The following is a 25,739-nucleotide window of genomic DNA, read 5'->3' as shown; positions in this document are numbered from 1 at the left end:
GCGACTTGCAACGAAAATTTCATTGCAAATAAAAATGGAAAATCTGTTCCATTCGTGTGACACGCTGCCTATAATCGGCTCCGTCGGCATGCCGTGGAATCAAGGCCTGGTAAGGCTTTGCGGCAGTGCGGCAACCAGCCGGGGAAAACCATCATGGCGGATGACACAACCGACGCCGTAGCGGGCGTAGACGAATTGATGCAGCGCATCGCGCACGATTACGAGGCGCTGCCGCGTCAGCTGAAAAGCATCGCGACCTACATCGAGCAGCACCGCGCGAGCGTGATGATGGACCGCACGAGCGACATTGCCGCGAGCTGTGGCGTGCATCCTTCGGCGGTGGTGCGCTTTGCGCAGCGCTTCGGCTTCTCGGGCTTCTCCGACCTGCAGGCCGTGTTCCGCCAGGCCTATGCGGGGCAGGGCGCCTCGGCCACGAGCTATCAGCAGCGCATTCGCCAGCTGATCGACGCCAAGGAGGGCGAGGCGAGCCCGGACATGGGCGGCGCCGTGGCGCGCGAGTTCATCGGCGCGTGCCGCAGCGGGCTCGACGAACTCGAAGCCGGCCTCGACGGCGCGCAGTTCGACGAGGCCGTGAAGATGCTCGAGCAGGCGGACAACATCTACGTGATCGGCGTGCGCCGCTCGTTTCCGGTGGCGAGCTACATCGTCTATGCCCTGCAGCACACGCGCAAACGCGTGCATCTCGTCTCGGGGCTCGGCGGCATGTATCACGAACAGATTCGCGGCGTGAAGAAGGGCGACGTGGTGATCGCCATCAGCTTCGCGCCCTATGGCAAAGAAACGCAGTACTGCCTGCGCGTGGCGCAGCAGCATCACGCTAAAACACTTGTCATCACGGACAGCCAGCTCTCGCCGCTCGCGCGCCACGCGAACGCCCAGCTTTATGTGAAGGAGGGGAGTGCGTTCGCGTTCCGCTCGCTCACCAGCACCTTCTGCCTGTGCCAGGCGCTCTTCATTGCGCTTGCGTACCGGCTCGAACTCAACGTGGAAGAATCGACCGACACCGGAGGATACGATGACTAGTGCAGCAAGCGGCGCAGCGCAAACGCTGGATGTGGCGGTATTCGGCGCGGGGCGCATTGGCCGCATTCACGCGGGCAATCTCGCGCGCCAGCCCGGCGTGCGTCTGAAGTACGTGATCGATGTCAATCGCGAAGCCGCCGCCGCGCTCGCCGCACAGCACGGCGCGCAGGTCGTGGACGTCGACGCCGCGTTCGGCGACGCTTCGATCGGCGCCACGGTGATCTGCTCGAGCACCGATACGCACGCCGAACTGATCCTCAAGTCGGCCGCCGCGGGCAAGCATATCTTCTGCGAAAAGCCCGTCGACCTGACCATCGAGCGCGCACGCGCCTGTGCTGAAGCCGTTCAGCGCGCGGGCGTCGTGGCCATGATCGGCTTTCAGCGCCGCTACGATCCCACCTTCGCCGCGCTCAAGACGCGCCTCGACGCAGGCGAGATCGGCACGCCGGAAATGCTGATCGTCACGAGCCGCGATCCGGGCGCGCCGCCGGTGGAGTACATCAAGCACTCGGGCGGCATCTTCAAGGACATGCTGATCCACGACTTCGACATCTTCCGCTGGATTCTCGACGACGAGGCGCTGAGCGTGCACGCCACGGGCAGCTGCCTGTCCGACCCGGCGATTGCCGATGCGGGCGACATCGATTCGACGGCCGTGACGATCCGCACGAAGCGCGGTCGCCTTTGCCAGATCAACACGGCGCGGCGCGCGGCCTATGGCTACGACCAGCGCTTCGAGGTGCTCGGCAGCGAGGGCATGATGCAGGCGGGCAACATGAAGCCGACCGAAGTGGTGGCGTGGTCGAAGACCGCCGTCGCGCAGGACGTGCCGGAGGCGTTCTTCCTCGAGCGCTATCGCGCGGCCTACGCGCGCGAAATGGCGCACTTTCACGAAGCGGTGACGCAGGGCGTGCCGGTGCGCACGTCGGTCGCCGACGGCCTGAAGGCACTGGAGCTGGCCGAAGCCGCCTCGCTGTCGTGGCGCGAGGGCCGGGTGGTGACGCTGGGCGACTGAAACGGATCGAGCGCAAAAGAAGCGCAGATCAAGCGAGGAGAGCGAGGATGCAGGCAATCGATCGTGCCCAGCCGTTGCGCGTGGGCGTGGCGGGACTTGGGCGGTTGGGGCGGCGGCATGCGCAGAACCTGGCCTATCGCGTGCCGGGTGCAACGCTTGCGGCCGCGTGCAGTCCGCTCGAAGCGGATCTAGCGTGGGCGCGCGAGGCGCTGCCCGCCGCGCGGCTGTATGGCGAGTACGCCGACCTGCTGGCCGATCAATCGGTCGATGCGGTGTGGCTCGTCACGCCTTCGGCATTGCATGCCGAGCAGATCGTGCAGGCGCTCGAAGCGGGCAAGCACGTGTTCTGCGAGAAGCCGCTCTCGCTCGACGTGGCCGAATGCGAGCGGGTGGTCGATGTGTCGCGTCGTCATGCCGGCCGGCAGGTCACCATCGGCTTCATGCGCCGCTTCGATCCGAGTTATCAGGATGCCTACGCAAAAGTGCAGGCGGGCGCGATCGGCAAGCCGTTCCTGGTGCGCTCGCAGACCTGCGATCTCAACGATCCCGAAGGCTTTTTCGTGCGCTTTGCGCCGACTTCGGGCGGCATTTTTCTCGACTGCACGGTCCACGACATCGACGTCGCGCGCTGGCTGCTCGGCAAGCCGCGCGCCACGCGGGTGTACGCCGCGGGCGCGATCGCGCTGCACGAAGGCCTGCGCGAATCGGGCGACGTGGACAACGGCGTGGCGATCTGCGAGTTCGAGGGCGGGCGTCTCGCGATGTTTTACGCCTCGCGCACGATGGCGCACGGCAACGACACGTCGAGCGAGGTGATCGGCACGGCGGGCGCGCTGGCGATCGGCCGCATCCCGCGCGCGAATCGCGTCGATGTCTACGATTCGACGGGCGTGCGCAGCGTTTGCACGCCCACGTTCTTCGACCGCTTCGAAGAGGCGTTCCTGATCGAAGCGCAGGCGTTCGTCGCGGAAGTCGCGGCGCGCAAGGCGGGCGGCGCGCAGAAGGGGAGCCTCGGCGCGACGCTCGAAGACGCCCTGGAGGCCACGCGCATCGGCCAGGCGCTGCGCGAATCGCTGCATACGGGGGCGGCGGTCACGCTGTCAGCCGTGCCGTGATCGGGACGCAAGCGGGGGCTGGCGTGGCTGCGGTAAAATCGACGCTATTGCCAGCGCCGTCTCACGCCGTGACGGTGCGCCACCGAAGGATCCAACCCCGATGCAGATTCAGGTTCACAAGGAAGTGGATGCGCGCGGGCTGAACTGCCCGCTGCCGATCCTGCGCGCCAAGAAGGCGCTCGCCGACATGGAAAGCGGCCAGATCCTCAAGGTCCTCGCGACCGACCCCGGCTCGCAGCGCGATTTCGCCGCCTTCGCGAAGCAAACCGGCAACGAGATCGTGGAAAGCTCGCAGCAGGACAAGACGTTCGTGTTCCTGATGCGCCGGCGCTAAACGCATCGGCAGATAAGAAATGGCCCGCATGAGAATGCGGGCCATTTTCATTTGCGCACAGCGGAAGGTCTCAACCGGGGGCGCCTTAGCCTTCCAGCACCGGCTTGCGCGTACGCAGATACTCGTCGAAATCCGCGCCGACTTCCGGATGACGCAGCGCGAACTCCACCGTCGCCTTCAGGTAGCCGAGCTTGCTGCCGCAGTCGAAGCGCGTGCCGTGGTACTTGTAGGCGAGCACCTGTTCGTCGGCGAGCAGCGACTGGATCGCGTCGGTGAGCTGCAGCTCGCCGCCCGCGCCCGGCTTGATCGACTTCAGATGCTCGAAAATGCGCGGCTTGAGCACGTAGCGGCCGACCACGCCGAGGTTCGACGGTGCGACTTCCGGCGCCGGCTTCTCGACGATGCCCGAGAGCTTGACGATCGAGTCTTCCCACTCCTTGCCGTCGACAATGCCGTACGAGCGCGTTTCCGAGGGCGGGATCTCTTCCACGCCGAGTACCGAGCTATGGTAGTGGTCGAACACCTCGACCATCTGCTGCATGACGGGCGGCGTGCCGTAGAGCAAGTCGTCCGCGAGGATCACGGCGAACGGGTTGTCGCCCACGAGCTTTTCCGCGCACAGCACGGCGTGGCCAAGGCCGAGCGCCTCGGGCTGACGCACGTAGAAGCAGTCGACGTTGTTCGGCTTGATGTTGCGCACCAGTTCGAGCAGCTTGGCTTTGCCGCGCGCTTCGAGTTCGGCCTCGATCTCATACGACTTGTCGAAATGGTCCTCGATCGCGCGCTTGCTGCGCCCGGTCACGAAGATCATCTCGGTGATGCCCGCAGCCACGGCTTCTTCGACCGCGTACTGGATGAGCGGCTTGTCGACCACGGGCAGCATCTCCTTCGGGCTGGCTTTCGTGGCCGGAAGGAAGCGCGTGCCGAGGCCCGCTACCGGGAATACCGCTTTTGTCACTTTCAGCATGTCTTTTGTCCCTGTCCTGGTGCTCGTGTGACGCCGCGGGTGCGGCGCGACGCGTTACAGCCTTTGGCCGATATGGCGCTCAGGCCGGCAACCGCGTGAGTTGTGCGGTCAGCTTGTCCAGCGTTGCCTGGTATTCTGCCAGTCTTTTCTGCTCCTGCTCAACGACTGCGGGCGGTGCTTTTGCTACGAAACTCTCGTTTCCTAGCTTGGCCTTGCACTTCGTTACCTCATTGCCGAGGCGGGCGATTTCCTTCGACAGGCGTTCGCGTTCGGCGGCTACGTCGATCTCCACCTTCAGCACGAGCTTGTCCGTCCCTACGATAGCAACTGGCGCGCCTGCTGAGGCCGCGTCGAGCGTCGCTTCGTCGGCGATGATCTGGACCTCCGAAAGCTTTGCAAGCGCCTGCGCATAGGGCGCGAACGTCGCGAGGCGCCCGGCGTTGCCCGTGGCGAGCAGCGGCACCTTCGTGGCGGGCGAGAGGCCCATTTCGCCACGCAGGTTGCGGCACGCGTCGATCACGGCCTTCAGGTCGGCGGCCCACTGTTCCGCGGCTTCGTCGATCTTTTTGGCTTCCGCGACCGGGTAACGCTGCACCATGATCGATGCTGCGCCTTCGGCGGCACCCTCGGGGTACGCGTCGGTGAGCGACGCCACCTTCTGCCACAGCGCTTCGGTGATGAACGGAATCACCGGGTGCGCGAGGCGCAGCACCGTTTCCAGCACGCGCAGCAGCGTGCGGCGCGTGGCGCGCTGCTGCTCGGGCGTACCCGTCTGGATCTGCACCTTCGCCAGTTCCAGATACCAGTCACAGTATTCGTCCCAGACGAACTTGTATATGGCGTTGGCCACGTTGTCGAAGCGATAGTCCGCGAAGCCCTTCGCGACTTCGGCTTCCACGCGTTGCAGGAGCGAGACGATCCAGCGGTCGGCCTGCGAGAAGTCCGTGTAGCCACCGGGGCCGCAATCGCCCGGCTGGCATGCGCCCGGCTTGCTGAAACCGCAATCGTGGCCTTCGCAGTTCATCAGCACGAAGCGCGTGGCGTTCCAGAGCTTGTTGCAGAAGTTGCGATAGCCTTCGCAGCGCGCGAGGTCGAAGTTCACGTTGCGGCCGAGCGTGGCCATGGAAGCCATCGTGAAGCGCAGCGCGTCGGTGCCGAACGCGGGAATGCCCTCCGGGAACTCCTTGCGCGTCTTCTTTTCGATGGTCGCGGCCTGCTTGGGATTCATGAGGCCGGTGGTGCGCTTGGCGACCAGCGCTTCGAGGTCGATGCCATCGACGATATCGATCGGGTCGAGCGTGTTGCCCTTGCTCTTCGACATCTTCTGGCCTTCGGCGTCGCGCACGAGGCCGTGCACGTACACCGTGTCGAACGGCACCTTGCCGGTGAAGTGCGTGGTCATCATGACCATGCGCGCCACCCAGAAGAAGATGATGTCGAAGCCCGTGACCAGCACGGAAGAGGGCAGGAAGGCCTTCAGTTCAGGCGTCTCTGCAGGCCAGCCGAGCGACGAGAACGGCACGAGCGCCGACGAGAACCACGTGTCGAGCACGTCTTCGTCGCGCTTCAGTGCGCCCGTGTAGCCCTTGGCTTCGGCCTGCGCGCGTGCTTCTTCCTCGCTCTTCGCGACGAAGATCTCGCCGTTCTCGCCGTACCACGCCGGGATCTGGTGGCCCCACCAGAGCTGGCGCGAGATGCACCAGTCCTGGATGTTCTCGAGCCACTGGTAGTAGGTCGTGGTCCAGTTTTCCGGCACGAACTTGATCTGGCCGCTGCGCACCACGTCGAGCGAGGTTTCGGTGATCGACTTGCCGGGGTTGAAGGTGCCTTCGGGCGCGGGCTTCGTCATCGCGACGAACCACTGGTCCGTGAGCATCGGCTCGATCACGACGCCCGTGCGGTCGCCGCGCGGCACCATGAGCTTGTGCGGCTGCACCGAGTCGAGCAGGCCGAGTGCTTCAAAGTCGGCCACGACCTGCTTGCGCGCCTCGAAGCGGTCGAGGCCGCGGTATTTGGCGGGGGCGTTGTCGTTGACCTTCGCGTCGAGCGTGAGGATCTCGATCATCGGCAGGCCGTGGCGCAGGCCCACCTGGTAGTCGTTGAAGTCGTGCGCGGGCGTGACCTTCACGACGCCCGTGCCGAACTCGCGGTCCACGTATTCGTCGGCGATGATGGGGATCTCGCGGTCCGCGAGCGGCAGCTTCACGGTCTTGCCGATCAGGTGCGCGTAGCGCTCGTCTTCCGGGTGGACCATCACGGCCGTGTCGCCGAGCATGGTTTCCGGGCGCGTGGTCGCGACCGTGAGGTGGCCCGAGCCGTCCGTGAGCGGATAGCGCAGGTGCCACAGGTTGCCGTTTTCCTCTTCGCTCACGACTTCGAGATCCGAAACGGCGGTGCCCAGCACCGGGTCCCAGTTCACGAGGCGCTTGCCGCGGTAGATCAGGCCCTGTTCATAGAGGCGCACGAACACGTCGCGCACGGCGGTCGACATCTTGTCGTCCATCGTGAAGTACTCGCGCGACCAGTCGATCGAGGCGCCCAGGCGCCGCACCTGACCCGTGATGGTCGAACCCGACTGCTGCTTCCATTCCCACACGCGCTCGACGAACTTTTCGCGGCCCAGGTCGTGGCGCGAGATCTTCTGCGCGTCGAGCTGGCGTTCGACCACGATCTGCGTGGCGATGCCCGCGTGGTCCGTGCCCGGCACCCACAGCGTGTTGTCGCCGAGCATGCGGTGGTAGCGCGCGAGGCCGTCCATGATCGTCTGGTTGAACGCGTGCCCCATGTGCAGCGTGCCGGTGACGTTGGGCGGCGGCAACTGGATCGAGAAGTTGTTGCGGCCGGGCTCGAAGGTCGCGGCGGCGTAGCCTCGACGCTCCCATTCGGGGCCCCAGTGGGCCTCGATCGTCTGGGGCTCGAAGCTTTTCGCTAGCGTGCTGTCGCTCATGGGTGGAATCTGCCGAAAAAAGGATGCGGAAACGTTCGATTATAAGGGGAAGTCCTGCCGGAGCCGACGCGCCAGCCGAGCTGGTGCGCTGGGCGGGCCATGGTGCGAGCCGTCGTGCGGGCGTTCTGCGCGCGAGGCGTGCCGCTTGGGTCACCCAAGCCGCAGCGTGCGTGCGCACTTATAATGGCGGTCTGCCATTCAACGACGGCGCGCCTGTGCCGCGCGCCACGTCCCCGGGGTCCCGCCCTGGGGTCACGCTCCTTTTCAGCCCATGCCCGAACTGCTCGCGAACCTGAACCCCGAACAACTCGCCGCCGTCACGTTGCCCAACGAACCGGCGCTCATCCTGGCCGGGGCCGGCAGCGGCAAGACGCGCGTGCTGATCACGCGTATTGCGTGGCTGATCCAGCAGGGCATGGCCTCGCCCTCGACCATCCTCGCCGTGACCTTCACGAACAAGGCCGCGCGCGAAATGATGGGGCGCCTCCAGGCGCTCCTGCCCATCGACACGCGCGGCATGTGGATCGGCACGTTCCACGGCCTGTGCAACCGCATGCTGCGCGCGCATTTCCGCGACGCCGGCCTGCCGCAAACCTTCCAGATCCTCGACACCGCGGACCAGCTCTCGGCCATCAAGCGTCTGATGAAGGGCCTGAACGTCGACGACGAGAAGTACCCGCCCAAGAACCTGCAGTACTTCATCAACAACGCGAAGGAGCAGGGCCTGCGTCCGAAGGACGTCGACGTGAGCGACGACTTCAACCGCAAGTTCGTCGAACTCTACGAAGCGTACGACCAGCAGTGCCAGCGCGAAGGCGTGGTCGATTTCGCGGAGCTGCTGCTGCGCTGCTACGAGCTGCTCGCGTACAACCCGCCGCTGCGCGCGCACTATCAGGGGCGCTTTCGCGACATTCTGGTGGACGAGTTCCAGGACACCAACAAGCTCCAGTACGCGTGGCTCAAGCTGCTCGCGGGGCCGGGCAACGCGATCTTCGCGGTGGGCGACGACGACCAGTCGATCTACGCGTTCCGCGGCGCGAACGTCGGCAACATGCGCGACTTCGAGAACGAGTTCCGCGTGAAGCACATGATCAAGCTGGAGCAGAACTACCGTTCGCACGGCCATATTCTCGATGCGGCCAACTACCTGATCGCGCACAACTCGCGGCGTCTGGGCAAGAACCTGCGCACCGATGCGGGCCACGGCGAGCCGGTGCGCGTGTACGAAGCGGCCACCGACTCGCAGGAAGCGGGCTGGATCGTCGAGGAGATTCGCGCGCTCATCAACCAGGGGCTGGCGCGCAACGAGATCGCCATCCTCTATCGCAGCAACGCGCAGTCGCGCACGATCGAGCACACGCTCGTGAACGCGGGCGTACCGTACAAGGTGTATGGCGGCTTGCGCTTCTTCGAGCGTCAGGAAGTGAAGCATGCGCTCGCGTATCTGCGTCTGATCGACAATCCGAACGACGACACGGCGTTCGCGCGCGTCGTGAATTTCCCCACGCGCGGCATCGGCGCGCGTTCGATCGAGCAGCTGGCGGATGCCGCGCGCCTCTACAACTGCTCAATGGCCGCGGCCATTCCGTACGTCACGGGCAAGGCGGGCTCGAGCCTGGGTTCGTTCGCCAGTCTGGTCGCGAAGATGCGCGCCGAGACCGCGCAGATGAGCCTGCCGGAAACGGTCGAATACACCGTGCGCATGAGCGGTCTCGCCGAGTTCTATCAGAACGAGCGTGAAGGCCAGGACCGCCTCGAGAACTTGCAGGAACTCGTGACCGCGGCCACGGCGTTCGTGAGCGAAGAGGGCTATGGCCTCGACACGCCCGCGCGCTCGATCCCGCTGCGCCCGGGCGCGAGCGCGGTGCCCGAGATCGTCTCGCAGGACGGCGAGATCGAAGTGCTCGACGCGCCCACGATCACCGACCCAGCGCAGAACCCCGACGTCATGACGCCGCTCGCGGGCTTCCTCTCGCATGCGTCGCTCGAAGCCGGCGACAACCAGGCGCAGGCAGGCCAGGACGCCGTGCAGCTGATGACGGTGCACGCGGCGAAGGGCCTCGAATTCACGGCGGTCTTCATCACGGGTCTCGAAGAGGGCTTGTTCCCGCACGAGAACAGCGCGATGGAGGCCGACGGCCTCGAAGAAGAGCGCCGCCTGATGTACGTGGCGATCACGCGTGCGAAGGAGCGGCTCTATATCTCGTTCGCGCAGAGCCGCTTGCTGCACGGCCAGACGCGCTACAACGTGCGCTCGCGCTTTTTCGACGAACTGCCGCAGGAATCGCTCAAGTGGCTCACGCCCAAGGTCGAGGCGGGCGCGCGCTGGGGCGGGCGTTCCGACAACGCCGGCTGGGGCCGCGACTGGTTCGCGCGTCCGGGCGGCGGCAGTGGCGGCAGCGAAGGCGGCCGTCGCGAGCGCGACGCCTATATCGCCGACAAGAGCCCGGCGCCCGCGTTCGCCAACAAGCAGCGCGCCGCCGAGACGGGCTTCCGTGTGGGCCAGGGCGTGTTCCACACGAAGTTCGGCGAGGGCACGATCACGGCGCTCGAAGGCAGCGGCACCGACGCCAAGGCGCAGGTGCGCTTTAAGCGTCACGGCGAGAAATGGCTCGCGCTGGCGGTGGCCAAGCTGCAGCCGGTGGAGTGAGCACGCGCAAGCCTCAAACGACTCAGACGGAAATCATTCGAAGATGAACCTCTCGATCCAGGCGGGCGGCACGACCGCCCGTCCGCTCGGCGTACTCGCCGCGCTGCCCCAGGAACTCGGCGATCTGATCGCGGCCATGCAGGCCGAATCGGGTGTCGTGACCCGAACGTTCGGCCGGCGTGACTATCACCTCGGCACCGTGCACGGCGCGCCGTGCGTGGTGACGCTCGCGCGCGTCGGCAAGGTCGCGGCGGCCGCCACGGCCAGCGCGCTGATTCATGCGTTCGACGTGGAAGCGATCGTCTTTACGGGTGTCGCCGGCGGCGTGGGTTCGGGCGTCCACGTGGGCGACGTGGTGGTGGGCGAAACGCTGCTCCAGCACGACATGAACGCGGAGCCGCTGTTCCCGCGCCACGAGATCCCGCTGCTCGCGCGCTCGCGTTTCGATGCCGATCATGTGCTGGCGCAGGCGCTCGCCGCCGCCTGCGAGCGTTTCATCGCCGAGGAGGGGCCGGAGTTGACGGCGCGCTTCAAGGCCGCGCTGCCGCGCCTGGAGACCGCGCTGCCGCAGGTGCATCGCGGACTCGTGATCAGCGGCGATCAGTTCGTGGCGAGCGCGGCGGCCGTGGACGCGCTGCGCGCGCTGTTGCCCGACGCGCTCGCCGTCGAGATGGAAGGCGCCGCGATCGCCCAGGTCTGCCACGAGTACGACGTGCCGTGCGCGATCGTGCGCACGATTTCCGATACCGCCGACGAGCACGCGAGCACCTCGTTCTCGAGCTTCCTCACCGATATCGCGGGCACGTACTCGACAGGCATCCTCAAGCGCTTCCTGGCCGCCTACCGCCCGCTCGCACGCTGAGCGGGCGTACGCGCAGGCCTCAGCTGTCGCCTGCGCTGACCGCCTCGCGAATCGACTGCAGCGCCGAGGCATCCTCGATGGTCGGCAGGTCGCCCGGGTCGCGCCCTTCGGCGAGCGCCGCAATCGCGCGGCGCAGCAGCTTGCCGGAGCGCGTCTTGGGCAGCATCGGCACGAAGTGCACGCGCGCGGGCCGGCCGATCGCGCCGAGCTGGCGGTCCACCGTCGCGGCGAGCGAAGCCGCGAGCTTCTGTGCATCGGCGGGACTGGCGGCCGCATTCGCGTCGCGCAGCACGACGAACGCCAGCGCTGCCTGACCCTTCACCGCGTCGTTCACACCCACCACGGCCACTTCCGCGACTGCCGCATGCGACGAGATCGCCTCTTCGATCTCTCGCGTGCCGAGACGATGGCCGGCCACGTTGATCACGTCGTCGGTGCGGCCGAGGATCGTCACGTAGCCGTCGCTGTCCTGCACGCCCCAGTCGAAGGTCGAATACACCTGCTGGCCGGGCACGCTGTCCCAGTACGTTTTCACGAAGCGCGCGTCGTCGCCCCACACGGTCTGCATGCAGCCGGGCGGCAACGGGTAGCTGAGCGTGATCACGCCTTTCTCGCCCTGCGCGCAGGGCTCGCCCGTATGTTCGTTGCGCAGCACGAGGTCGTAGCCGTAGCAGGGCACGCCCGGCGAGCCGAGCTTTTGCGGCAGCGGATCGACGCCGCGCTGGATCGCCAGCATCGGCCAGCCGGTCTCGGTCTGCCAGTAGTTGTCGACGACGGGTTTGCCGAGTGCATCGGAGATCCATGCGGCCGTGGGCTCGTCGAGCGGTTCGCCCGCGAGAAAGAGCGTGCGCAGGCTCGACAGATCGGCGCAGTGCAGCAGCGCCGGGTCCTGCTTCTTGAGCACGCGTATGGCCGTCGGCGCCGTGAACATCAGGTTGATGCGGTGCTGCTCGACGAGGCGCCACCAGATGCCGCCGTCGGGGCGCACCGGCGTGCCTTCGTACATCACCGTGGTCATGCCCGCGAGCAGCGGCGCATAGATGATGTAGCTGTGACCCACCACCCAGCCGATGTCCGACGCCGTGAACATGGTGTCGCCGGCGCGTCCCTCGAAGATGTATTCCATCGATGCCGCGAGCGCCACCGCGTAGCCGCCTACGTCGCGCTGCACGCCCTTGGGTTTGCCCGTTGTGCCCGAGGTGTAGAGGATGTACGAAGGCTCGTTCGATTCGAGCCATTCGCAGGGAATCTGCACGTCGTAATGCTGCTCGCGCAGCGGCTCGTAGTCGACGAGATACGGCGCGTTCAGCCGCTCGGGCGCGAGCTGGCGGTCGATCAGCAGCACCTTGGGCGGCGCGTATTCGGCGCGCGCCATGGCTTCGTCCACGAGCGGCGTGTAGTCGATCACCTTGCCGCCACGCGCGCCGGCGTCGGCGGTCACGAGCAGCACGGGTTTCGCGTCGTCGATGCGCGCGGCGAGGCTCGGCGCGGCGAATCCGCCGAACACCACCGAGTGGATCGCGCCGAGGCGCGCGCAGGCGAGCATGGCGAACACGGCTTCGGGAATCATCGGCAGATAGATCAGCACGCGCTCGCCGCGCGCGACGCCGAGCGTGCGCATCACGGCGGCCATGCGGTTCACTTCGGCGTGCAGGTCGGCATAGGTGTAGCGGCGCTCGATGCCGGTCTCGGTCGAGACGTAGACGAGCGCGTTCTGCTGCGCGCGCGACGGGAGGTGACGGTCCACGGCGTTGAAGCACAGGTTCGTGCGGCCGCCGCGGAACCAGCGCGCGAACGGCGGGTTCGAGCGGTCGAGCACCTGGTCGAACGGCGTGTCCCAATGAATGCGCCCGGCCTCGCGGCGCCAGAAGTCGTCGGGGTTCGCCACCGACTCGCGGTGAAAATCGCGGTAACGCATGACTACCTTCCTCCCGTGCTGATGGTGCAGCCGTTGGCCGGATCTGGCGCAGTTTTTCAGGATAGTGCAGTGCAATGCGCGCGGGCAACGCGGGTTCTCCCGCGGATTTCCTCGCCGACTTCCTCATACGGGCGCATGCGGCGCGCCCGCCGGGCGCGTGGAAGGCCCGCGCAACCCCTGCGCGCGTTCAGCCGCCGATTTCGGGATGCTCGAGACGCGCCAGCGGCGCAGCCAGAGCCGGGCGGCATCGACAGTCGCATCGAGCTGCGCGCGCACCGTGCTCGACATGCCCGCGCCGTAACAGTCGCTGCCTTGTGGCTGCACGCCGATCAGCACGATCTCGCGCGGCGAGCGGCCGCTCAGTTGCGCGCAGGCGAGCGCGGCGGCGAAGCCCATGCCGGGCCGGCTCGGACGGCGCGTGTAGAGGTGTTCGGCGGCCGCATCGCCGGTGAGTACGCGCAGCGCGCCCGGCTCGAGGCCGAAATCGATGGCGCTGAATACGAGCAAACGCTGCGTGGATTCGACGACGGGCAGGAGTGCGCGGCCGCGCGTGCCGCCTTCCACGAGCTCGACCTGCGCGGGGCATTGCCAGGTCGCCTTCAGGCGCTCGAGCGCGAGCACGCCTACGCCCGCATCGCCCCATTGAACATTGCCGAGGCCGAGCACGACCACCCGCTGCGGCGCGAGGGCCTGGCGCTTCGCGAGCCCGGCCAGTGCGCGGCGCGCGAAGGCCCGCACCGCGCCGTCGTCGCGCGTCGTCCGCGGTATGGCGCCGATTTCGTGAGGACGGTGAAGGCGAAGGATCACGTTGATGGCTAATTGGAAGAGTGGGGAATAGGAATAATCCGAGTAATCCGACCAACTTCCGTTGATGTGTATCAATCGAGATAGGCTTTAACGTGATAAAGGCAATGTTTTGCAATGCTCATCGATTCGCTGTCGGCGCACTGTGCGGGCATCGCTAACACTCCGTGTGCGCACAGCAACAAAAAAGGGAACCCCAAACTGGCGTTCCCTGTTCGCGTGCGCTTTTGCGTAGCCCGGCTGGCAGTACGCGCCGTCACGGCTCCATCACGTGCCCGGTTTGACGACCACTGTGCAGGTCGTGCCCGCGGCGAGGACCATGTCGTCCGGCACCTTGTCGATGTGGATGCGTACCGGTACGCGCTGCGCGAGACGCACCCAGTTGAAGGTCGGGTTGACGTCGGCGAGCAGTTCGCGGCTTTGCGGATTGTCGCGGTCGTAGATGCCGCGCGAGATGCTCTCGACGTGGCCCTGGAGCGTGCCGCCGCTCATCAGCTTGATGTCGGCCTTGTTGCCCACCTTCACGTGCGGCAGCTTGGTTTCCTCGAAGTAGCCGTAGACCCAGAACGAATGACTGTCCACCACGGCAAGCTTGGCCTGGCCCGAGATCGCATAGTCGCCCTGGAACACCTGCAGGTTCGTGATGTAGCCGTCCACCGGCGAGACCACGCGCGTGCGCTCGAGGTTGAGCTTGGCGGCGTCGAGCGCGGCGATAGCCTGCTGGTACTGCGCCTGTGCCGAGTTCGCCGTATGCGAGGCGTTTTCGCGGTTTTCGGCCGAGACCACTTCGCTGTCCATGTCGGCGCGGCGGCGCGCGTCGTCCTGGCGCATCGTCAGCTCGGCCTTGCGCGCGGCGACGGCGGCCTCGGCCTGCTCCACGGCGATCTGATAGTGCGACGGATCGATCTGCATGAGCAGGTCGCCCTTGTGCACGAACTGGTTGTCCTTCACGGGCAGCTCGACCACGGCGCCCGAGACGTCGGGGGCGATGTTCACCACTTCGGCGCGCACGCGGCCGTCGCGGGTCCACGGCTCGTCCATGTAGTGAACCCACAGGACGCGCCCGACCAGAATGGCGACGACGAAGATGATGGCCGTCGCGATAAAGCCAATGAGGTTGCGGATTGTCATGATTCGGTTGATTCGTTCAGCGATGCATGCAGCGACGCATTTAGTGATAGACCGCGAGACCGAGCAGGCAGCACACGACCACGAGCAGGCTCACGCGAAAGAGGGACGGGTGCCACACGACCCGGTAGAGGCCGGTTCGGGCCAGTACGGAATCGAGCACCCAGGTGATCGCCGCGCCCAGAATGAAGAGCAGCACGATCGCCGGGATATAGGCGTCGAGAAACGCGACGTCACGAGGCATGGTTGGCTCCTTGGCTCGCGCCAGGATTCGCGCCTTCGTTGCCCGCATACGCCGCGAGCGGCGATTGCGGGTCGATGAGCGCGGTGCGGATGAAGTGCAGATGGCTCTGGATGCGCTGCAACTGGTGGCGCTCTTCACGCGGCGGCATGTCGCCACGCTCGGCAGCGCTCGTTGCAGCGGGCTTCCACATGCCCTGCAGCACGGTCTGGCTTGCGTCGATGGCACGCGCCGTTGCCGCGAGCGCGTCGCGGTAGCGCGCCTCGCCCGGGCGATCGAACAGCGCGCTCACGGCTTTGAGCGTCGCGGCGATCGCCACGCGCCACGCCGTTCCCCGCGCGTACTGCGGATGCGCGGGCAGCGCGGCCAGCTCGTGGCGCAGATCGAGCGCGGCGTTGCCCACTTCGAGCGTCGAGAAGAGCCAGCGCATCGTGTCGCGGCGTTGCGCGTCGTCGTTGCCGGCGATCGCCGAGAGCTGGAACATCAGGTCGCGCGCGCCGCTCTCGAAGCGGTTGCGCAGTCCTTTCAGGCGCGCGCGGCACGCGTGCACGGCGCCGCCGCGCAGGTCGTCGAGCAGACGCCGGCGCAGCCACGGCGTGGAAGGCGGCAGGAGCACGGCGAACGCCAGCGCCGAAACCGCCATCGACGCGATCAGCGCGAGCGCGTCGTTCATATAGCTGCTCGGGTTGTACTGCACGACGTTGTCCGGCCCCGCGAGAAAGCACAGGAAGATGCAGTAGCCCACGCCGCAGCCCGCGTACTTCGGACGCGTCGTGAGGAACACGCCGAACGCGAGCGCGGGGGCGAGCGCGACGCACAGCATGACGAAGCCGTCGATATGCGGAAACACGCCGAACGTGAGAATCATGCCGACGATCGACGCGAACACGGTGCCGAGCGCCATCTGCGTCGCCATGCGCGAGGGCTGCGGCGCGGACGAGGCGAGCGCGCAGGTCGCGGCGGCATTGAGCACGAGGTTCGTGCCACTCGGCCATGCGGTGGCGATCCAGAACGCGCCAAGCAGCGACATCACGATCGCAGCGCGCAGGCCCGCCACGCCCGCCGCGATCAGGTTCGTCTTCGGCACGTAGCGTGCGATCCACTTTTCGCGCGCGTGCGTGTCGACGGCGAGCGACGCATAGGTGGCCGTGTACTCGGTCATCTCGTGCACGAAGCGGTAGAACAGTTCCGTGGCGGTGTCGAAGTCGAGCAGGCGCGCATCGCCTTGTGCTTCGAGTTCGGCGCGCGTGGCGCGCACGCGCTTTGGCAACGCCAAGCGGTAGTCGTCGAGCTGCTTCGAGACGTGCGTCGCGTCGGCGGCCGTGAGCACCGGCTCGCCCGCTTTGGCGAACAGCGGAGCGATTTCGCGGAAGTACGGTTCGAGCGCAGCGACGGTGGCCGCGGAGCCATCGGCGCGCAGGCGGTTCATCAACTGATGCAGCGCGTGAAAGCGCGTGGAGACCGTCATGAACTCGGTGTTCAGACGCGCGAGGCGCCCCGAGCGCATGCGTGCGTCGGGCGACTCGAACACGGCCGTGCTGCGGCTCGCTTCGAAGCCCACGACGTCGGCGACGAAGCGCGCATGGCTCGCTTCGATGTGCGAACGATCGATACGTCCGGCCAGCGCCGCCGAAACGTAGTCGACGAACGACGAGAAACGGCGCCGCACGCTCGAGCGCAGCAGCTCGCCCGTAAACTGCGGAAACACCACGGCGCTGACGAAGCCCGAGCAAAGGATGCCGATCGAGATCTCGCCCACGCGTGTCATCGCCGACATGAACGCGCCGTCGGGATGCTGCGAGGCCGGAATGCCGATCAGCGCCGCCGTATAGCCCGCGAGCACGAAGCCGTACGAACGGAAGTTGCGGTTGCGCGCGGCGCCCGCGGTGCACAGGCCGACCCATAGCGCCGTCGAGACGATGAAGAGCTCCGGCTGCTGTGCGAACAGGCCGATCAGCGCGAGCATCACGACGAGGCCCACGAGCGTGCCGCACAACCGGTAGAAGCTCTTGGCGAACACGGGACCGCTTTGCGGCTGCATCACGATGAACACAGTGGTCATGGCCGTGCGCGGCTGCGGCAGATCGAGCTTCATGGCGACGCCGAGCGCAAGCAGCGCAGCGGCGATTGCCTTGAGGAGATAGATCCAGACGAGGCCGTCGGTCCGCGCCCAGTCGGCGAGCGCGGCGTAGAGGCTTTGGCCGCCCGGCTGCGAGGGTGAGGAGGTGGACGCTTGCATCGTCGGCTGCCTCAGTGCGCCGCGCCGGTTGCGCCGGCGTTGCCCGATGCGCTCGCATCGGCGGCGTCGGGTCCGGACGACGCATGCGAGCCGCGCGGCGCGAGCAGCGCCGCGGGCATGAGCGGCACGTCGCGCGTCTTCTTGCCATGCGCCGGGAGTTGCTCGGCGTCTGTCGGGCCCTTCGCGGCGGCATCGCTCGATGCGTCGATCATGCCGCCGCCCAGCGCCGCAACGAGCGTGGCGTGCGCGGCGAGCCGCTCGGCCTGGATGTGCGCGACGCCTTCCTGCGCGCGCAGCAGCTGCGTTTGCGCAATCAGCACGTTCACATAGTCGGTCAGGCCGCGGCGGAAGCCTTCCTGCGCGAGATCGTAGTTGCGCTGCGCGGCCGTGACAGAGCGGTGCGCGTCGTCTTCCTGCGTCGCGAGCGAGCGCATGCGCACCACCTGATCGGCGATTTCCTTGAGCGCGGTGACGATCGTCTGGTTGTACTGATCGACCGCGATGTCGTATGCGGCGGACTGCGCGCCGAGCTGCGCGCGCAGGCGTCCGCCGTCGAAGATCGGCAGCGAGAACGCGGGGCCTGCCGCATAGCTGCCGCTCATCGACTTGAGGAACTGGAACAGCGGGCCGGCCGCCGCGTAGCCGCCCATCGAGACGAGCAGGTTCACGTTCGGATAGAAGTCGGCCTTCGCGACGTCGATGCCGCGCGCCTGCGCGGCGACGAGCCAGCGCGCCGCGACCACGTCGGGGCGATAGCCGATCAACTGGGCGGGCAACGCCGAGGGCAGGCCCGCGGGCGCGGCGAGCGAAAGCGCAGGGCGCTCGATCGCTTCACCGGCACCCGGGCCCTTGCCCGCGAGCGCTGCGAGCTGGTTCTTGCCGAGTGCGATGGATTCTTCGAGCGCGTCGATCTGGCGCTCGTACTCGGGCAGCGGCGTTTGCGCCTGGCTCACTTCGAGCTGGGTGCCGATGCCGCCCGCCAGGCGCTTTTGCGCGAGCGTGAGAATGCGCTGCTGCTGGGCGAGCGTTTGCTTCGCAATGTCGAGCAGCGCGTAGTTCATCGACAACTCGATGTAGGTGCGCGTGACGTTGACTTCGAGTTCGAGCTGCGCCGCGCGCGCGTCGGCGGCGGTGGCGTGGGCCACGTCGAGCGCGCGCTCGGCGTTGTTCTTGTCCTGGCCCCAGAGGTCGAGGTGATACGACAGGCCGAGCGTGGCCGTGTTGTTCCACGTGTTCGCGCCCGCGAGCGGGCCCGGCCCGTAGTAGACGTTGTCGGACCATTGCTGGCGCTGGATGGACATGCTGCCGTTGATTTGCGGCAGGAGCCCGGCCTGGGCCACGCCCACCATCGAGCGCGCTTCGCGCACTCGCGCCTGGGCGGCGGCAAGCGAGGGGTTGCCGGCCACGGAGGCTTCGATCCAGGCGTTCAGTTGAGGGTCGTTATAGCCGCGCCACCAGTCGCTGGCGGGCCAGCCGGCGTCGGTGTCGGCTGCGCGGATCGCCGAGCCGGCGTCGAGTTGCGCGGCTTCGGCCTGCTTCGCTTGCGGTGCGATGCCCCCGGTACTGGCGCAGCCCGCGATTATCAACGAGAACGTAAGAACCGTGAGTGCGGCTAGTCCTTTCGGTACCGGAGACTGCACGATTTACTCCTTATCTTGACTATGAATCACTGTGCGTCATTATATTTTTTGCGCGATTGATGAATAACCGGTAAGGATGCAAGGCATTTTTACGAAACGTGAGACAATCGATCTTACGAAATATGAAACAATTCGTGTGTCAGATAGAGGATTGGTATGGATACGCTTCAAAACATGCGTGTATTCGTCCGGGTGGTGGAGGCGGGCAGCTTCACGGGCGCGGCGCAATACCTGAACACGACCACGGCTTACGCTTCGCGCGCGGTCTCCGACCTGGAGGCGCACCTGCGCACGCGCCTCCTGAACCGCACGACGCGCCGCATCGCGCTCACCGAGGCGGGCGAGCGCTACCTGCAGCGCTGCGAGCAGATCCTCGCCTACGTCGATCAGGCCGAAGCGGAAGCCGGCGACGCGCATGCGCGCCCCTCGGGCAAGCTCAAGGTCCACGCGATGACGAGCTTCGGCCAGCACTATGTGGTGCCGGCGGTGGGGCAGTATCAGAAGCTCTATCCGGACGTGCACGTGGAACTCACGCTCGCCCAGCGCATGCCGGACCTGCTCGACGAGGGCTATGACGTGGCCCTCGTGGTCGCGACCGATCTGCCGGATTCCGGTTTCGTCTCGCAGCGGCTCGCGAGTGCGTGCAGCATCGCGGTCGCCTCGCCGGCGTATCTGGAAAAGCGCGGCGTGCCGCAAAAGCCCGCCGATCTCGCGAACCACACCTGCCTGCAGATGGTGACGCCCGTGTTCCCGACCTCGCAGTGGCAGTTCACGGGCCCCGCAGGCGAGACCACGATCGACCTCGGCCCGGCGACCTTCCAGGTGAACGTAGCGGAGGCGATGGCGGTGGCCGTGCGCGAGGGCATGGGCGTGGGCCTGCTGCCGATCTATTCGGCGATCAGCGGTCTGCGCAGCGGCGAGCTGCAATGGATTCTGCCGGAGTACAAGTCGCAGGAGATGAACGTCTTTGCGGTGTACCCTTCGCGCCAGTATCTCGACGCGAAGATCCGCACATGGGTCGAACTGCTGCGCGAGAGCATGCCTGCGACGCTCGCGCGGGATCAGAACGAGCTGCGCCAGTTCGCGCGCACCTGAGCCCGTTGCGCTCGCAGCCGATCAACAGGTGCGCGCGGGCGGGCTGTGACAGCCTGTTACAGCTTGCGCAGATGGCAACACTTCCTTACGCCCGGCGGCGCGGCGGCTTGGTAAGGTAGCGGGACTGTTTTACGCAACCCTCTTCTTGCCAATACCGGGAACTCGAATGGATACGCATCTGATGATCGGCATCGCCGTGATGATGGGCCTGATCGGCATCGCGGCATCGCGCGATCTGCTGCGCATGCGCCGCGCGCAGCTGCAGCCCGTGACGCTGCGCGTGCGCCGCGACGACGCACGCCTGCGCTAAAGCTTCGGGCACGTTTGCCTCGCTAGATTTCCACCACCTTGTCCCACGCAAAGGCCGGATTCTCCGGCTGCCCCGTGCGGCGGTCGCGATAGCCGCGCGGATTGCACACCACGCGCGTGCCGTTGACCGTGTAGTCGAAGCACGTATGCGTGTGGCCATGTATCCATAGCGCGACCGGCGCACGCACGAGCGCGTCGAGATCGCTCACGAATCCCGCCGATACCCGATCCTCCGCGTAGCGCGGCGCCAGACTCCCTTTGTGCGGGGCGTGGTGCGTGACGACGATCGTCTCGCCCGCGAAGGGCTTCGCCAGTTCCGCTTCGAGCCATGCGCGCGAACGCGCGTGGAGTGCGAGCGAGTCGGCCGGCGTGAAGTCGCGGGCGAGCGCTTGCGGGCTGTCCGGCCAGGACACCTGGATCAGTCCGCGAAAGTCCAGCATCACGCGCATCGCCGCTGCGATGGAGGCCTCACGCGCGGCCTCGTCGGCGCCGAAGAGTGCGAAGTCCGCCCATAGCGTCGTGCCGAGCACGCGAAAGCGGCCCGCCGGATCGACGTACACGCCGTCGTTGAGAAAGTGCACGTTGTCGAGCGTGGAAGCGGCATCACGCATCGCCGTTTCCAGCGCGCCGAGGTCGCCGTCGTAGTACTCGTGATTGCCGGGCACGTACACCACCGGCACCTGCGGATCGAACGTTTCCGCCGCCCAGCGCAAGCCCAGCCCGTGATTGTGGATGTCGCCCGCGAGCACGACGAGATCGGCCTGCGCGTGCGGGATCGTGTCGGGCTCGTCGTTTTCCAGATGCAGGTCGGACAGCACGCGGATCTTCAACACGATGTCGGCTCCTTGCGTCCTGCGCGTTCAGCGCAGCACTTTCCCCGGATTCATCAGGTTCAGCGGATCGAGCGCGGTCTTGATCGCGCGCATCAGCGCGAGTTCGATCTCGCTCTTGTAGTGCATGTTCTCGTCGATCTTCAACTGCCCGAGGCCGTGTTCCGCACTGATCGTGCCGCGATGGCGATCCACGCTGTCGTAGACGATGCGGTTCAGCGTCTTCTCGTTGTCGGCGAGGAAGCGCTTCGGGTCGCCGCCTTCGGGCGCCTGCACGTTGTAGTGCAGATTGCCGTCGCCGAGATGACCGAAGGTGACCATGCGCGCGCCGGGCACCGCGCGGGCGATTTCGGCGTCGGTTTCCTCGATGAAATGACCAATGCGCGAGATCGGCACGCCGATATCGTGCTTGATGTTCAACCCTTCCTGCGCCTGCGCGAGCGGAATGTGCTCGCGGATATTCCAGAACGCCTGCGACTGCGCGAGGCTTTCCGCGACCACGGCGTCTTCCACGAGACCTTGCTCGAGCGCTTCTTCCATGAGCCGCTCGAAGAGGGCGCGCGCGTGTTCTTCGCTTTCGTTGTCCGACAGTTCGAGCAGCACGACCTGCGCGTGACGCTCCGCGAACGGATAACGCAGTTGCGGGAAATGACGGCCGACGAGCGCCATGCAGAAGTCCGACATCAGCTCGAAGCCCGTGAGCAGCGGCCCGGCGTAGCGCTGCGCGAGCGCGAGGAAGTCGAGCGCCGCATGCGCCGAGCCGAGGGCGGCGAGCGCGGTGACGCGCGCGGCCGGCAGCGGATGCAGCTTCATCACGGCGGCGGTGATGATGCCGAGCGTGCCTTCCGCGCCAATGAAGAGGTCGCGCAGATCGTAGCCGGTGTTGTCCTTGCGCAGCCCGCGCAGGCCGTCCCAGACCTCGCCTTGCGGCGTGACGACTTCGAGGCCGAGACACAGCTCGCGTGTGTTGCCATAGCGCAGCACGCCGGTACCGCCCGCGTTGGTCGAGAGATTGCCGCCGATCGTGCAGCTGCCTTCGGCCGCGAGCGAAAGCGGGAAGAGGCGGCCCGCATCTTTTGCGCGTGCCTGCACTTCGGCGAGGATCACTCCGGCTTCGACGGTGATCGTGTTGTTGTGCGGATCGATTTCGCGCACGCGGTTCAGGCGGCGCAGGCTCAGCACGGCCTGCTTGCCGGTCGCGTCCGGCGTCGCGCCGCCCGCGAGGCCCGTGTTGCCGCCTTGCGGCACGAGCGCCACGCGATGCTCGTGCGCGAGCTTCACGACGGTGGCGACTTCCTGCGCATCGGCCGGGCAGAGCACGGCGCAGGCCGCGCCCTGGTAGCGGCGGCGCCAGTCGGCGAGGTAGGGCGCGGAGTCGTGGGCGTCGGTCAGCACGTATTGCGCGCCGATGGCGGCGGCGCAGGCGTCGAGAAAGGCTTGGCAGGCGGTCGGGGTGGAGTCGGTCATGGTGTCTCGGATATTCGCGCCTGGGCTGGGCCGGCTCGCGGCGCGATTGTCATGAAGTCGCGAGGCTCAAATGGCTAGTTTGACACGGTGATAGCCTTCACGCAGCGCTCGTGGACAAGGCGGTTGCGGCGTGGAGGGAGTCGCTTAGGTGGACTCGGGTTTCGCGGGCTTCGCGGCCTTCGCGGCACGCTTTGCAGCGCGCTTGTACGGCGCGACATAGGCCAGCGCACACGCGAAGAAGCCGAGAGCCAGCGCGACTTCCATCCAGCCGAGCCGGTTGCCGGGCGCGGGGTCGGTCATGCCGCGCACGATGCCTTCCGCGAAGTAGAGCAGCACGAGCATCGCCGCCCATTGCAGCGTGTAGAGCCTGCGTCGCAGGACGCCGGGCAGGGCGATGGCGAGCGGCACGGCCTTGAGCACGAGCGCGCTGCCGCCGGGGCGCAGCGGTGCGAGCCGCCACTCCCACGCGATGCACAGCAGCGTGAGCGCGGCGAGCATCGCAAAAGCGCCGAGCGCGGCGCCGCGACGCTGGACGATGGGCTCGGTGACCTCGTTCACGCGGGTGTTCACAGCCGCTGGCCTTGCTCGGTGCCAGCGAGTGCGAGCGCCGCGCGCGCAAGGCGCACGCCCAGCGCGCTCGCGAGCGTCTTTTCATCGGCGCTCAAACCGTGGCCGCGCGCGTCCTGGCGCGCGTGATGCGAGGCGCCGTAGGGCGAGCCGCCGCCCTGCGTGGTCGTGAGCGCGCTTTCCGTGTAGGGGATGCCCACGAGCAGCATGCCGTGATGAAGCAGCGGCAGCATCATCGAGAGCAGCGTGCTCTCCTGGCCGCCGTGCAGGCTGCCCGTCGACGTGAACACGCAAGCGGGCTTGCCCGCGAGCGCACCCGACAGCCACTGCGGCGTGGTGCCGTCGAGAAAGTACTTGAGCGGCGCGGCCATGTTGCCAAAGCGCGTGGGCGAGCCGAGCGCGAGACCCGCGCATTCTTCGAGGTCGCGCAACTCGACGTAGGGCGGGCCGTCGGAGGGGATGTCGGGCGCGGTGGCCTCGCAGACCGTCGAGACGGGCGGCACCGTGCGCACGCGCGCTTCGGCGCCGGGAACACTGTCGATACCCTGGGCGATGGCGCGCGCGAGTTCGCGCGTTGCGCCATGCCGGCTGTAATAGAGCACAAGAATCGGTTTCATCGGGCCTCGTCGGTGGACGGGATATTATAGGGGTTGGGTCTGCCGCCGCAGCGGGGCACCGGCGAGCGACGCGCATGTCACGTGCAAATCATCGGCAAATAGGTACACTGCGTGCGCGCGGAATCGGCGGCAAAACGCGGCGTCAAGAGAGCGAAAGCGCGGCAATCAAGGTGTTCACGGTGGCGAGGAAAGCAGGCCAATGGATGTGCTGTCGAGGGTGAAGATCGATCTGGACATCGTGAAGCGGCTCGCGCGCTTCGCGGCGCGGCGCAGCCGCGAAGATCGCATTCCGCAGGTCGCGGGCAGCCTCACGTTCACCACGCTGCTCTCGCTCGTACCGCTCGCCACGGTCGCATTCGCGCTCTTTACCGCGTTCCCGATCTTCGCTTCGTTCCAGAATTCGCTGCAGGCCTTTCTCGCCGACCACCTGATGCCGGCGCAGATCAACAGCCAGATCTTCAAGTACCTGAACCAGTTCGCCTCGAAGGCCAAGGGCCTCACGACGATGGGCATGATCGTGCTCTTCGTCACGTCGGTCATGACGATGATGACCGTGGAGTCGGCCTTCAACCTGATCTGGCGCGTGCGCAAGGCGCGCCCGTTCGCGCAGCGCGTGCTCGTCTACTGGGCCATCCTCACGCTCGGGCCGATCCTGATCGGCGTGAGCCTGTCGATCTCCTCGTACGTGTTCACGCGCTCGGCCGTGATCGCGACCGAGCAGCATGTCTCGGGCATTCTCGACTGGATGCTGATCGGCGCCTCGCTGCCGCTGACGGCGCTCGCGTTCACGATGCTCTATGTGTATCTGCCGAACTGCCGGGTGCAGTGGCGCGACGCTCTGGTGGGCGGCATCGCCGCGGCGATCGCATTCGAGGCGGCCAAGCGCGGCTTTGGCTACTACGTGCGGCGCATTCCGACTTATACGGCGGTTTATGGTGCCTTCGCGGCCGCGCCGATGTTCCTGCTGTGGATGTATCTGAGCTGGTTCATCACGCTGGTGGGCGCAATGATCACCTCGGCGCTGCCCGAAATCCGCACCGGGCGCTTCGACAAGCCGCGCTTTCCGGGCAGCGATCTGCTCGACGCGCTCGAACTGCTCGCGGGTCTCGCCGATGCGCGGGAAGCGGGCGAGCCGGGCCGCACGATCGAACAGCTCGCAGTGTTGTTGCGGCGCGACCTGGCCACCGTTACGCGCCTGATCGACGGCCTCGAAGAGGATGAACTCGTGGGGCGTCTCGAGCAGGAGGAACGCGCGAAAACGCTGTTCCTGCTGCTCGGCAATCCCGCGCGCATTTCGGTGACGCGCATCTTCGACCGCTTCGCGATCGATCGCGAGGAACTCGCGTATCAGCTCAAGTCGAGCAGTATCGATGCGCACCTGCTGCTCGGTGCGCTCGACAACGACAAGCTCTCGATTTCACTCGCGTCGCTGCTCGCGACGCGGCGTTTCCCGGCGCTCACGGAGGAGCATCCGCCGGTGCTCCCGCATCCGGCGGCGTGACGATGCGGCGCGCCCATGACAGGCGCGCCCTCGCATCAGATTCGAATCAAAGAGAAATCTTGCCGCGGCAGATATCCGCGAACATGACCCAGTCGCCCATCAAGCTGTAGACGGGGTGACGGAAGGTGGCCGGGCGGTTCTTCTCGAACTTGAAATGGCCGAACCACGCGAAGCCGTAGCCGCACACGATGGCAAGCGGCAGCCAGAGCCAGTTGCCGGTGGCGATCGCCATGCAGACGAAGCCGATCACGCCAAGCGAGCCGATGAAATGCAGCCGCCGCGACATGAGATTGCTGTGCTCGCTCAGGTAGAACGGATAGAACTGCGCGAAGCTCGAAAAATGCTCGGTATGCGTGGTGGGTTGCATCGTCTCCTCCTTTCTGCGCAGGTACGCAGGGGATGGTTGATTCAGCCATTCTCCGGCGTTCCGAACGACCGTGCAACCAGGG

22 protein-coding genes are annotated in these 25,739 nt (G+C 66.6%); 9 read left to right on the top strand and 13 right to left on the bottom strand.

The window, feature by feature from the left end:
* Positions 1-153: 153 nt before the first annotated feature.
* The 4 genes from AB4Y42_RS05940 (at position 154) to AB4Y42_RS05925 (ending at position 3,508) form a co-directional block, all read left to right on the top strand.
* On the top strand, positions 154-1,044 hold the full coding sequence (locus AB4Y42_RS05940; RefSeq protein WP_342924577.1) for a MurR/RpiR family transcriptional regulator: 891 nt from the start codon (positions 154-156) through the stop codon (positions 1,042-1,044).
* Positions 1,037-2,059, top strand: a complete 1,023-nt coding sequence (gene iolG, locus AB4Y42_RS05935) for an inositol 2-dehydrogenase (RefSeq protein WP_368693623.1) — start codon at positions 1,037-1,039, stop codon at positions 2,057-2,059. The genes AB4Y42_RS05940 and iolG overlap by 8 nt, the downstream gene beginning before the upstream one ends.
* A gap of 47 nt (positions 2,060-2,106) precedes the next feature.
* A complete protein-coding gene (locus AB4Y42_RS05930) occupies positions 2,107-3,174 on the top strand; it encodes a Gfo/Idh/MocA family oxidoreductase (RefSeq protein ID WP_368693622.1) in 1,068 nt (355 codons plus the stop codon).
* A gap of 106 nt (positions 3,175-3,280) precedes the next feature.
* Positions 3,281-3,508, top strand: a complete 228-nt coding sequence (locus AB4Y42_RS05925) for a sulfurtransferase TusA family protein (protein ID WP_028208042.1) — start codon at positions 3,281-3,283, stop codon at positions 3,506-3,508.
* An 85-nt stretch (positions 3,509-3,593) separates the two neighbouring features.
* Here AB4Y42_RS05925 and galU read toward each other — a convergent pair whose 3' ends face one another.
* Both galU and AB4Y42_RS05915 read right to left on the bottom strand, forming a co-directional pair.
* Complete coding sequence (gene galU, locus AB4Y42_RS05920; RefSeq protein WP_028208043.1) at positions 3,594-4,475, bottom strand: UTP--glucose-1-phosphate uridylyltransferase GalU; 882 nt, start codon at positions 4,473-4,475, stop codon at positions 3,594-3,596.
* Between the two features lie 79 nt (positions 4,476-4,554).
* The gene (locus AB4Y42_RS05915) at positions 4,555-7,422 is read right to left on the bottom strand and encodes a valine--tRNA ligase (RefSeq protein WP_368693621.1); all 2,868 of its coding nucleotides are present in this window, start codon (positions 7,420-7,422) and stop codon (positions 4,555-4,557) included.
* Positions 7,423-7,693: 271 nt separating this feature from the next.
* Between AB4Y42_RS05915 and AB4Y42_RS05910 the strand changes: the two genes are divergently transcribed.
* Both AB4Y42_RS05910 and AB4Y42_RS05905 read left to right on the top strand, forming a co-directional pair.
* Positions 7,694-10,072, top strand: a complete 2,379-nt coding sequence (locus tag AB4Y42_RS05910; protein WP_368693620.1) for a UvrD-helicase domain-containing protein — start codon at positions 7,694-7,696, stop codon at positions 10,070-10,072.
* Positions 10,073-10,115: 43 nt separating this feature from the next.
* Entirely contained in the window at positions 10,116-10,934 is an 819-nt protein-coding gene (locus AB4Y42_RS05905; protein WP_368693619.1) for a 5'-methylthioadenosine/adenosylhomocysteine nucleosidase, read from the top strand.
* Between the two features lie 19 nt (positions 10,935-10,953).
* On the opposite strand, the gene AB4Y42_RS05900 is transcribed toward AB4Y42_RS05905, so the two are convergent.
* The 6 genes from AB4Y42_RS05900 to AB4Y42_RS05875 form a co-directional block, all read right to left on the bottom strand.
* Positions 10,954-12,852, bottom strand: coding sequence for a propionate--CoA ligase (locus AB4Y42_RS05900; protein ID WP_368693618.1), 1,899 nt, complete (start codon positions 12,850-12,852; stop codon positions 10,954-10,956).
* A gap of 123 nt (positions 12,853-12,975) precedes the next feature.
* Positions 12,976-13,659 carry a hydrogenase maturation protease gene (locus tag AB4Y42_RS05895; RefSeq protein ID WP_368693617.1) on the bottom strand — a complete coding sequence of 228 codons (684 nt, stop codon included), beginning with the start codon at positions 13,657-13,659 and terminating at the stop codon, positions 12,976-12,978.
* 264 nt (positions 13,660-13,923) lie between these two features.
* Positions 13,924-14,787, bottom strand: coding sequence for an HlyD family secretion protein (locus AB4Y42_RS05890; RefSeq protein WP_069268663.1), 864 nt, complete (start codon positions 14,785-14,787; stop codon positions 13,924-13,926).
* A gap of 40 nt (positions 14,788-14,827) precedes the next feature.
* The gene (locus tag AB4Y42_RS05885; protein WP_042271036.1) at positions 14,828-15,028 is read right to left on the bottom strand and encodes a DUF1656 domain-containing protein; all 201 of its coding nucleotides are present in this window, start codon (positions 15,026-15,028) and stop codon (positions 14,828-14,830) included.
* On the bottom strand, positions 15,018-17,264 hold the full coding sequence (locus AB4Y42_RS05880) for an FUSC family protein (RefSeq protein WP_368693616.1): 2,247 nt from the start codon (positions 17,262-17,264) through the stop codon (positions 15,018-15,020). The genes AB4Y42_RS05885 and AB4Y42_RS05880 overlap by 11 nt, the downstream gene beginning before the upstream one ends.
* 11 nt (positions 17,265-17,275) lie before the next feature.
* Positions 17,276-18,904 (bottom strand): efflux transporter outer membrane subunit, encoded by a 1,629-nt coding sequence (locus AB4Y42_RS05875; protein ID WP_368693615.1) that lies wholly within the window; start codon positions 18,902-18,904, stop codon positions 17,276-17,278.
* Between the two features lie 156 nt (positions 18,905-19,060).
* On the opposite strand from AB4Y42_RS05875, the gene AB4Y42_RS05870 reads away from it, so the two are divergent.
* Together AB4Y42_RS05870 and AB4Y42_RS05865 are read left to right on the top strand one after the other, a co-directional pair.
* On the top strand, positions 19,061-19,999 hold the full coding sequence (locus tag AB4Y42_RS05870; RefSeq protein ID WP_368686293.1) for a LysR family transcriptional regulator: 939 nt from the start codon (positions 19,061-19,063) through the stop codon (positions 19,997-19,999).
* A 166-nt stretch (positions 20,000-20,165) separates the two neighbouring features.
* Positions 20,166-20,309 carry a hypothetical protein gene (locus tag AB4Y42_RS05865; protein ID WP_342924566.1) on the top strand — a complete coding sequence of 48 codons (144 nt, stop codon included), beginning with the start codon at positions 20,166-20,168 and terminating at the stop codon, positions 20,307-20,309.
* Between the two features lie 22 nt (positions 20,310-20,331).
* Here the strand turns inward: AB4Y42_RS05865 and AB4Y42_RS05860 are convergent, their stop codons facing one another.
* The 4 genes from AB4Y42_RS05860 to wrbA all read right to left on the bottom strand — a co-directional run bounded on the left by AB4Y42_RS05860 (position 20,332) and on the right by wrbA (position 23,789).
* The gene (locus tag AB4Y42_RS05860) at positions 20,332-21,138 is read right to left on the bottom strand and encodes a metallophosphoesterase (RefSeq protein WP_368693664.1); all 807 of its coding nucleotides are present in this window, start codon (positions 21,136-21,138) and stop codon (positions 20,332-20,334) included.
* Positions 21,139-21,168: 30 nt separating this feature from the next.
* Positions 21,169-22,605: an FAD-binding oxidoreductase gene (locus AB4Y42_RS05855; protein WP_368693614.1), complete on the bottom strand. Its 1,437-nt coding sequence runs from the start codon at positions 22,603-22,605 to the stop codon at positions 21,169-21,171.
* A gap of 144 nt (positions 22,606-22,749) precedes the next feature.
* Positions 22,750-23,103 (bottom strand): DUF2069 domain-containing protein, encoded by a 354-nt coding sequence (locus tag AB4Y42_RS05850; protein ID WP_368693663.1) that lies wholly within the window; start codon positions 23,101-23,103, stop codon positions 22,750-22,752.
* 68 nt (positions 23,104-23,171) lie between these two features.
* Positions 23,172-23,789 carry an NAD(P)H:quinone oxidoreductase gene (gene wrbA / locus AB4Y42_RS05845; protein ID WP_368686291.1) on the bottom strand — a complete coding sequence of 206 codons (618 nt, stop codon included), beginning with the start codon at positions 23,787-23,789 and terminating at the stop codon, positions 23,172-23,174.
* 199 nt (positions 23,790-23,988) lie between these two features.
* Between wrbA and AB4Y42_RS05840 the strand changes: the two genes are divergently transcribed.
* Positions 23,989-25,290: a YihY family inner membrane protein gene (locus AB4Y42_RS05840; protein ID WP_368693613.1), complete on the top strand. Its 1,302-nt coding sequence runs from the start codon at positions 23,989-23,991 to the stop codon at positions 25,288-25,290.
* A gap of 46 nt (positions 25,291-25,336) precedes the next feature.
* On the opposite strand, the gene AB4Y42_RS05835 is transcribed toward AB4Y42_RS05840, so the two are convergent.
* Positions 25,337-25,657: an Mpo1-like protein gene (locus AB4Y42_RS05835; RefSeq protein ID WP_368693612.1), complete on the bottom strand. Its 321-nt coding sequence runs from the start codon at positions 25,655-25,657 to the stop codon at positions 25,337-25,339.
* Between the last annotated feature and the right edge of the window lie 82 nt (positions 25,658-25,739).

Source organism: Paraburkholderia sp. EG286B, assembly GCF_040965655.1.
In the GTDB taxonomy this organism is placed as follows: domain Bacteria; phylum Pseudomonadota; class Gammaproteobacteria; order Burkholderiales; family Burkholderiaceae; genus Paraburkholderia.
Note: the sequence above shows the minus strand (reverse complement) of the source record. Positions and strands in the feature narration are given on the sequence as shown.

Coding starts and splice junctions, on each gene's coding strand:
- AB4Y42_RS05930 (WP_368693622.1), top strand. CDS start 2,107: ATGCAGGCAATCGATCGTGCCCAGCCGTTGCGCGTGGGCGTGGCGGGA.
- AB4Y42_RS05910 (WP_368693620.1), top strand. CDS start 7,694: ATGCCCGAACTGCTCGCGAACCTGAACCCCGAACAACTCGCCGCCGTC.
- AB4Y42_RS05835 (WP_368693612.1), bottom strand. CDS start 25,657: ATGCAACCCACCACGCATACCGAGCATTTTTCGAGCTTCGCGCAGTTC.
- AB4Y42_RS05850 (WP_368693663.1), bottom strand. CDS start 23,103: ATGCTCGCCGCGCTCACGCTGCTGTGCATCGCGTGGGAGTGGCGGCTC.
- AB4Y42_RS05915 (WP_368693621.1), bottom strand. CDS start 7,422: ATGAGCGACAGCACGCTAGCGAAAAGCTTCGAGCCCCAGACGATCGAG.
- AB4Y42_RS05905 (WP_368693619.1), top strand. CDS start 10,116: ATGAACCTCTCGATCCAGGCGGGCGGCACGACCGCCCGTCCGCTCGGC.
- AB4Y42_RS05940 (WP_342924577.1), top strand. CDS start 154: ATGGCGGATGACACAACCGACGCCGTAGCGGGCGTAGACGAATTGATG.
- galU (WP_028208043.1), bottom strand. CDS start 4,475: ATGCTGAAAGTGACAAAAGCGGTATTCCCGGTAGCGGGCCTCGGCACG.
- AB4Y42_RS05865 (WP_342924566.1), top strand. CDS start 20,166: ATGGATACGCATCTGATGATCGGCATCGCCGTGATGATGGGCCTGATC.
- AB4Y42_RS05900 (WP_368693618.1), bottom strand. CDS start 12,852: ATGCGTTACCGCGATTTTCACCGCGAGTCGGTGGCGAACCCCGACGAC.
- AB4Y42_RS05880 (WP_368693616.1), bottom strand. CDS start 17,264: ATGCAAGCGTCCACCTCCTCACCCTCGCAGCCGGGCGGCCAAAGCCTC.
- AB4Y42_RS05840 (WP_368693613.1), top strand. CDS start 23,989: ATGGATGTGCTGTCGAGGGTGAAGATCGATCTGGACATCGTGAAGCGG.
- iolG (WP_368693623.1), top strand. CDS start 1,037: ATGACTAGTGCAGCAAGCGGCGCAGCGCAAACGCTGGATGTGGCGGTA.
- AB4Y42_RS05885 (WP_042271036.1), bottom strand. CDS start 15,028: ATGCCTCGTGACGTCGCGTTTCTCGACGCCTATATCCCGGCGATCGTG.
- AB4Y42_RS05855 (WP_368693614.1), bottom strand. CDS start 22,605: ATGACCGACTCCACCCCGACCGCCTGCCAAGCCTTTCTCGACGCCTGC.
- wrbA (WP_368686291.1), bottom strand. CDS start 23,789: ATGAAACCGATTCTTGTGCTCTATTACAGCCGGCATGGCGCAACGCGC.
- AB4Y42_RS05890 (WP_069268663.1), bottom strand. CDS start 14,787: ATGACAATCCGCAACCTCATTGGCTTTATCGCGACGGCCATCATCTTC.
- AB4Y42_RS05870 (WP_368686293.1), top strand. CDS start 19,061: ATGGATACGCTTCAAAACATGCGTGTATTCGTCCGGGTGGTGGAGGCG.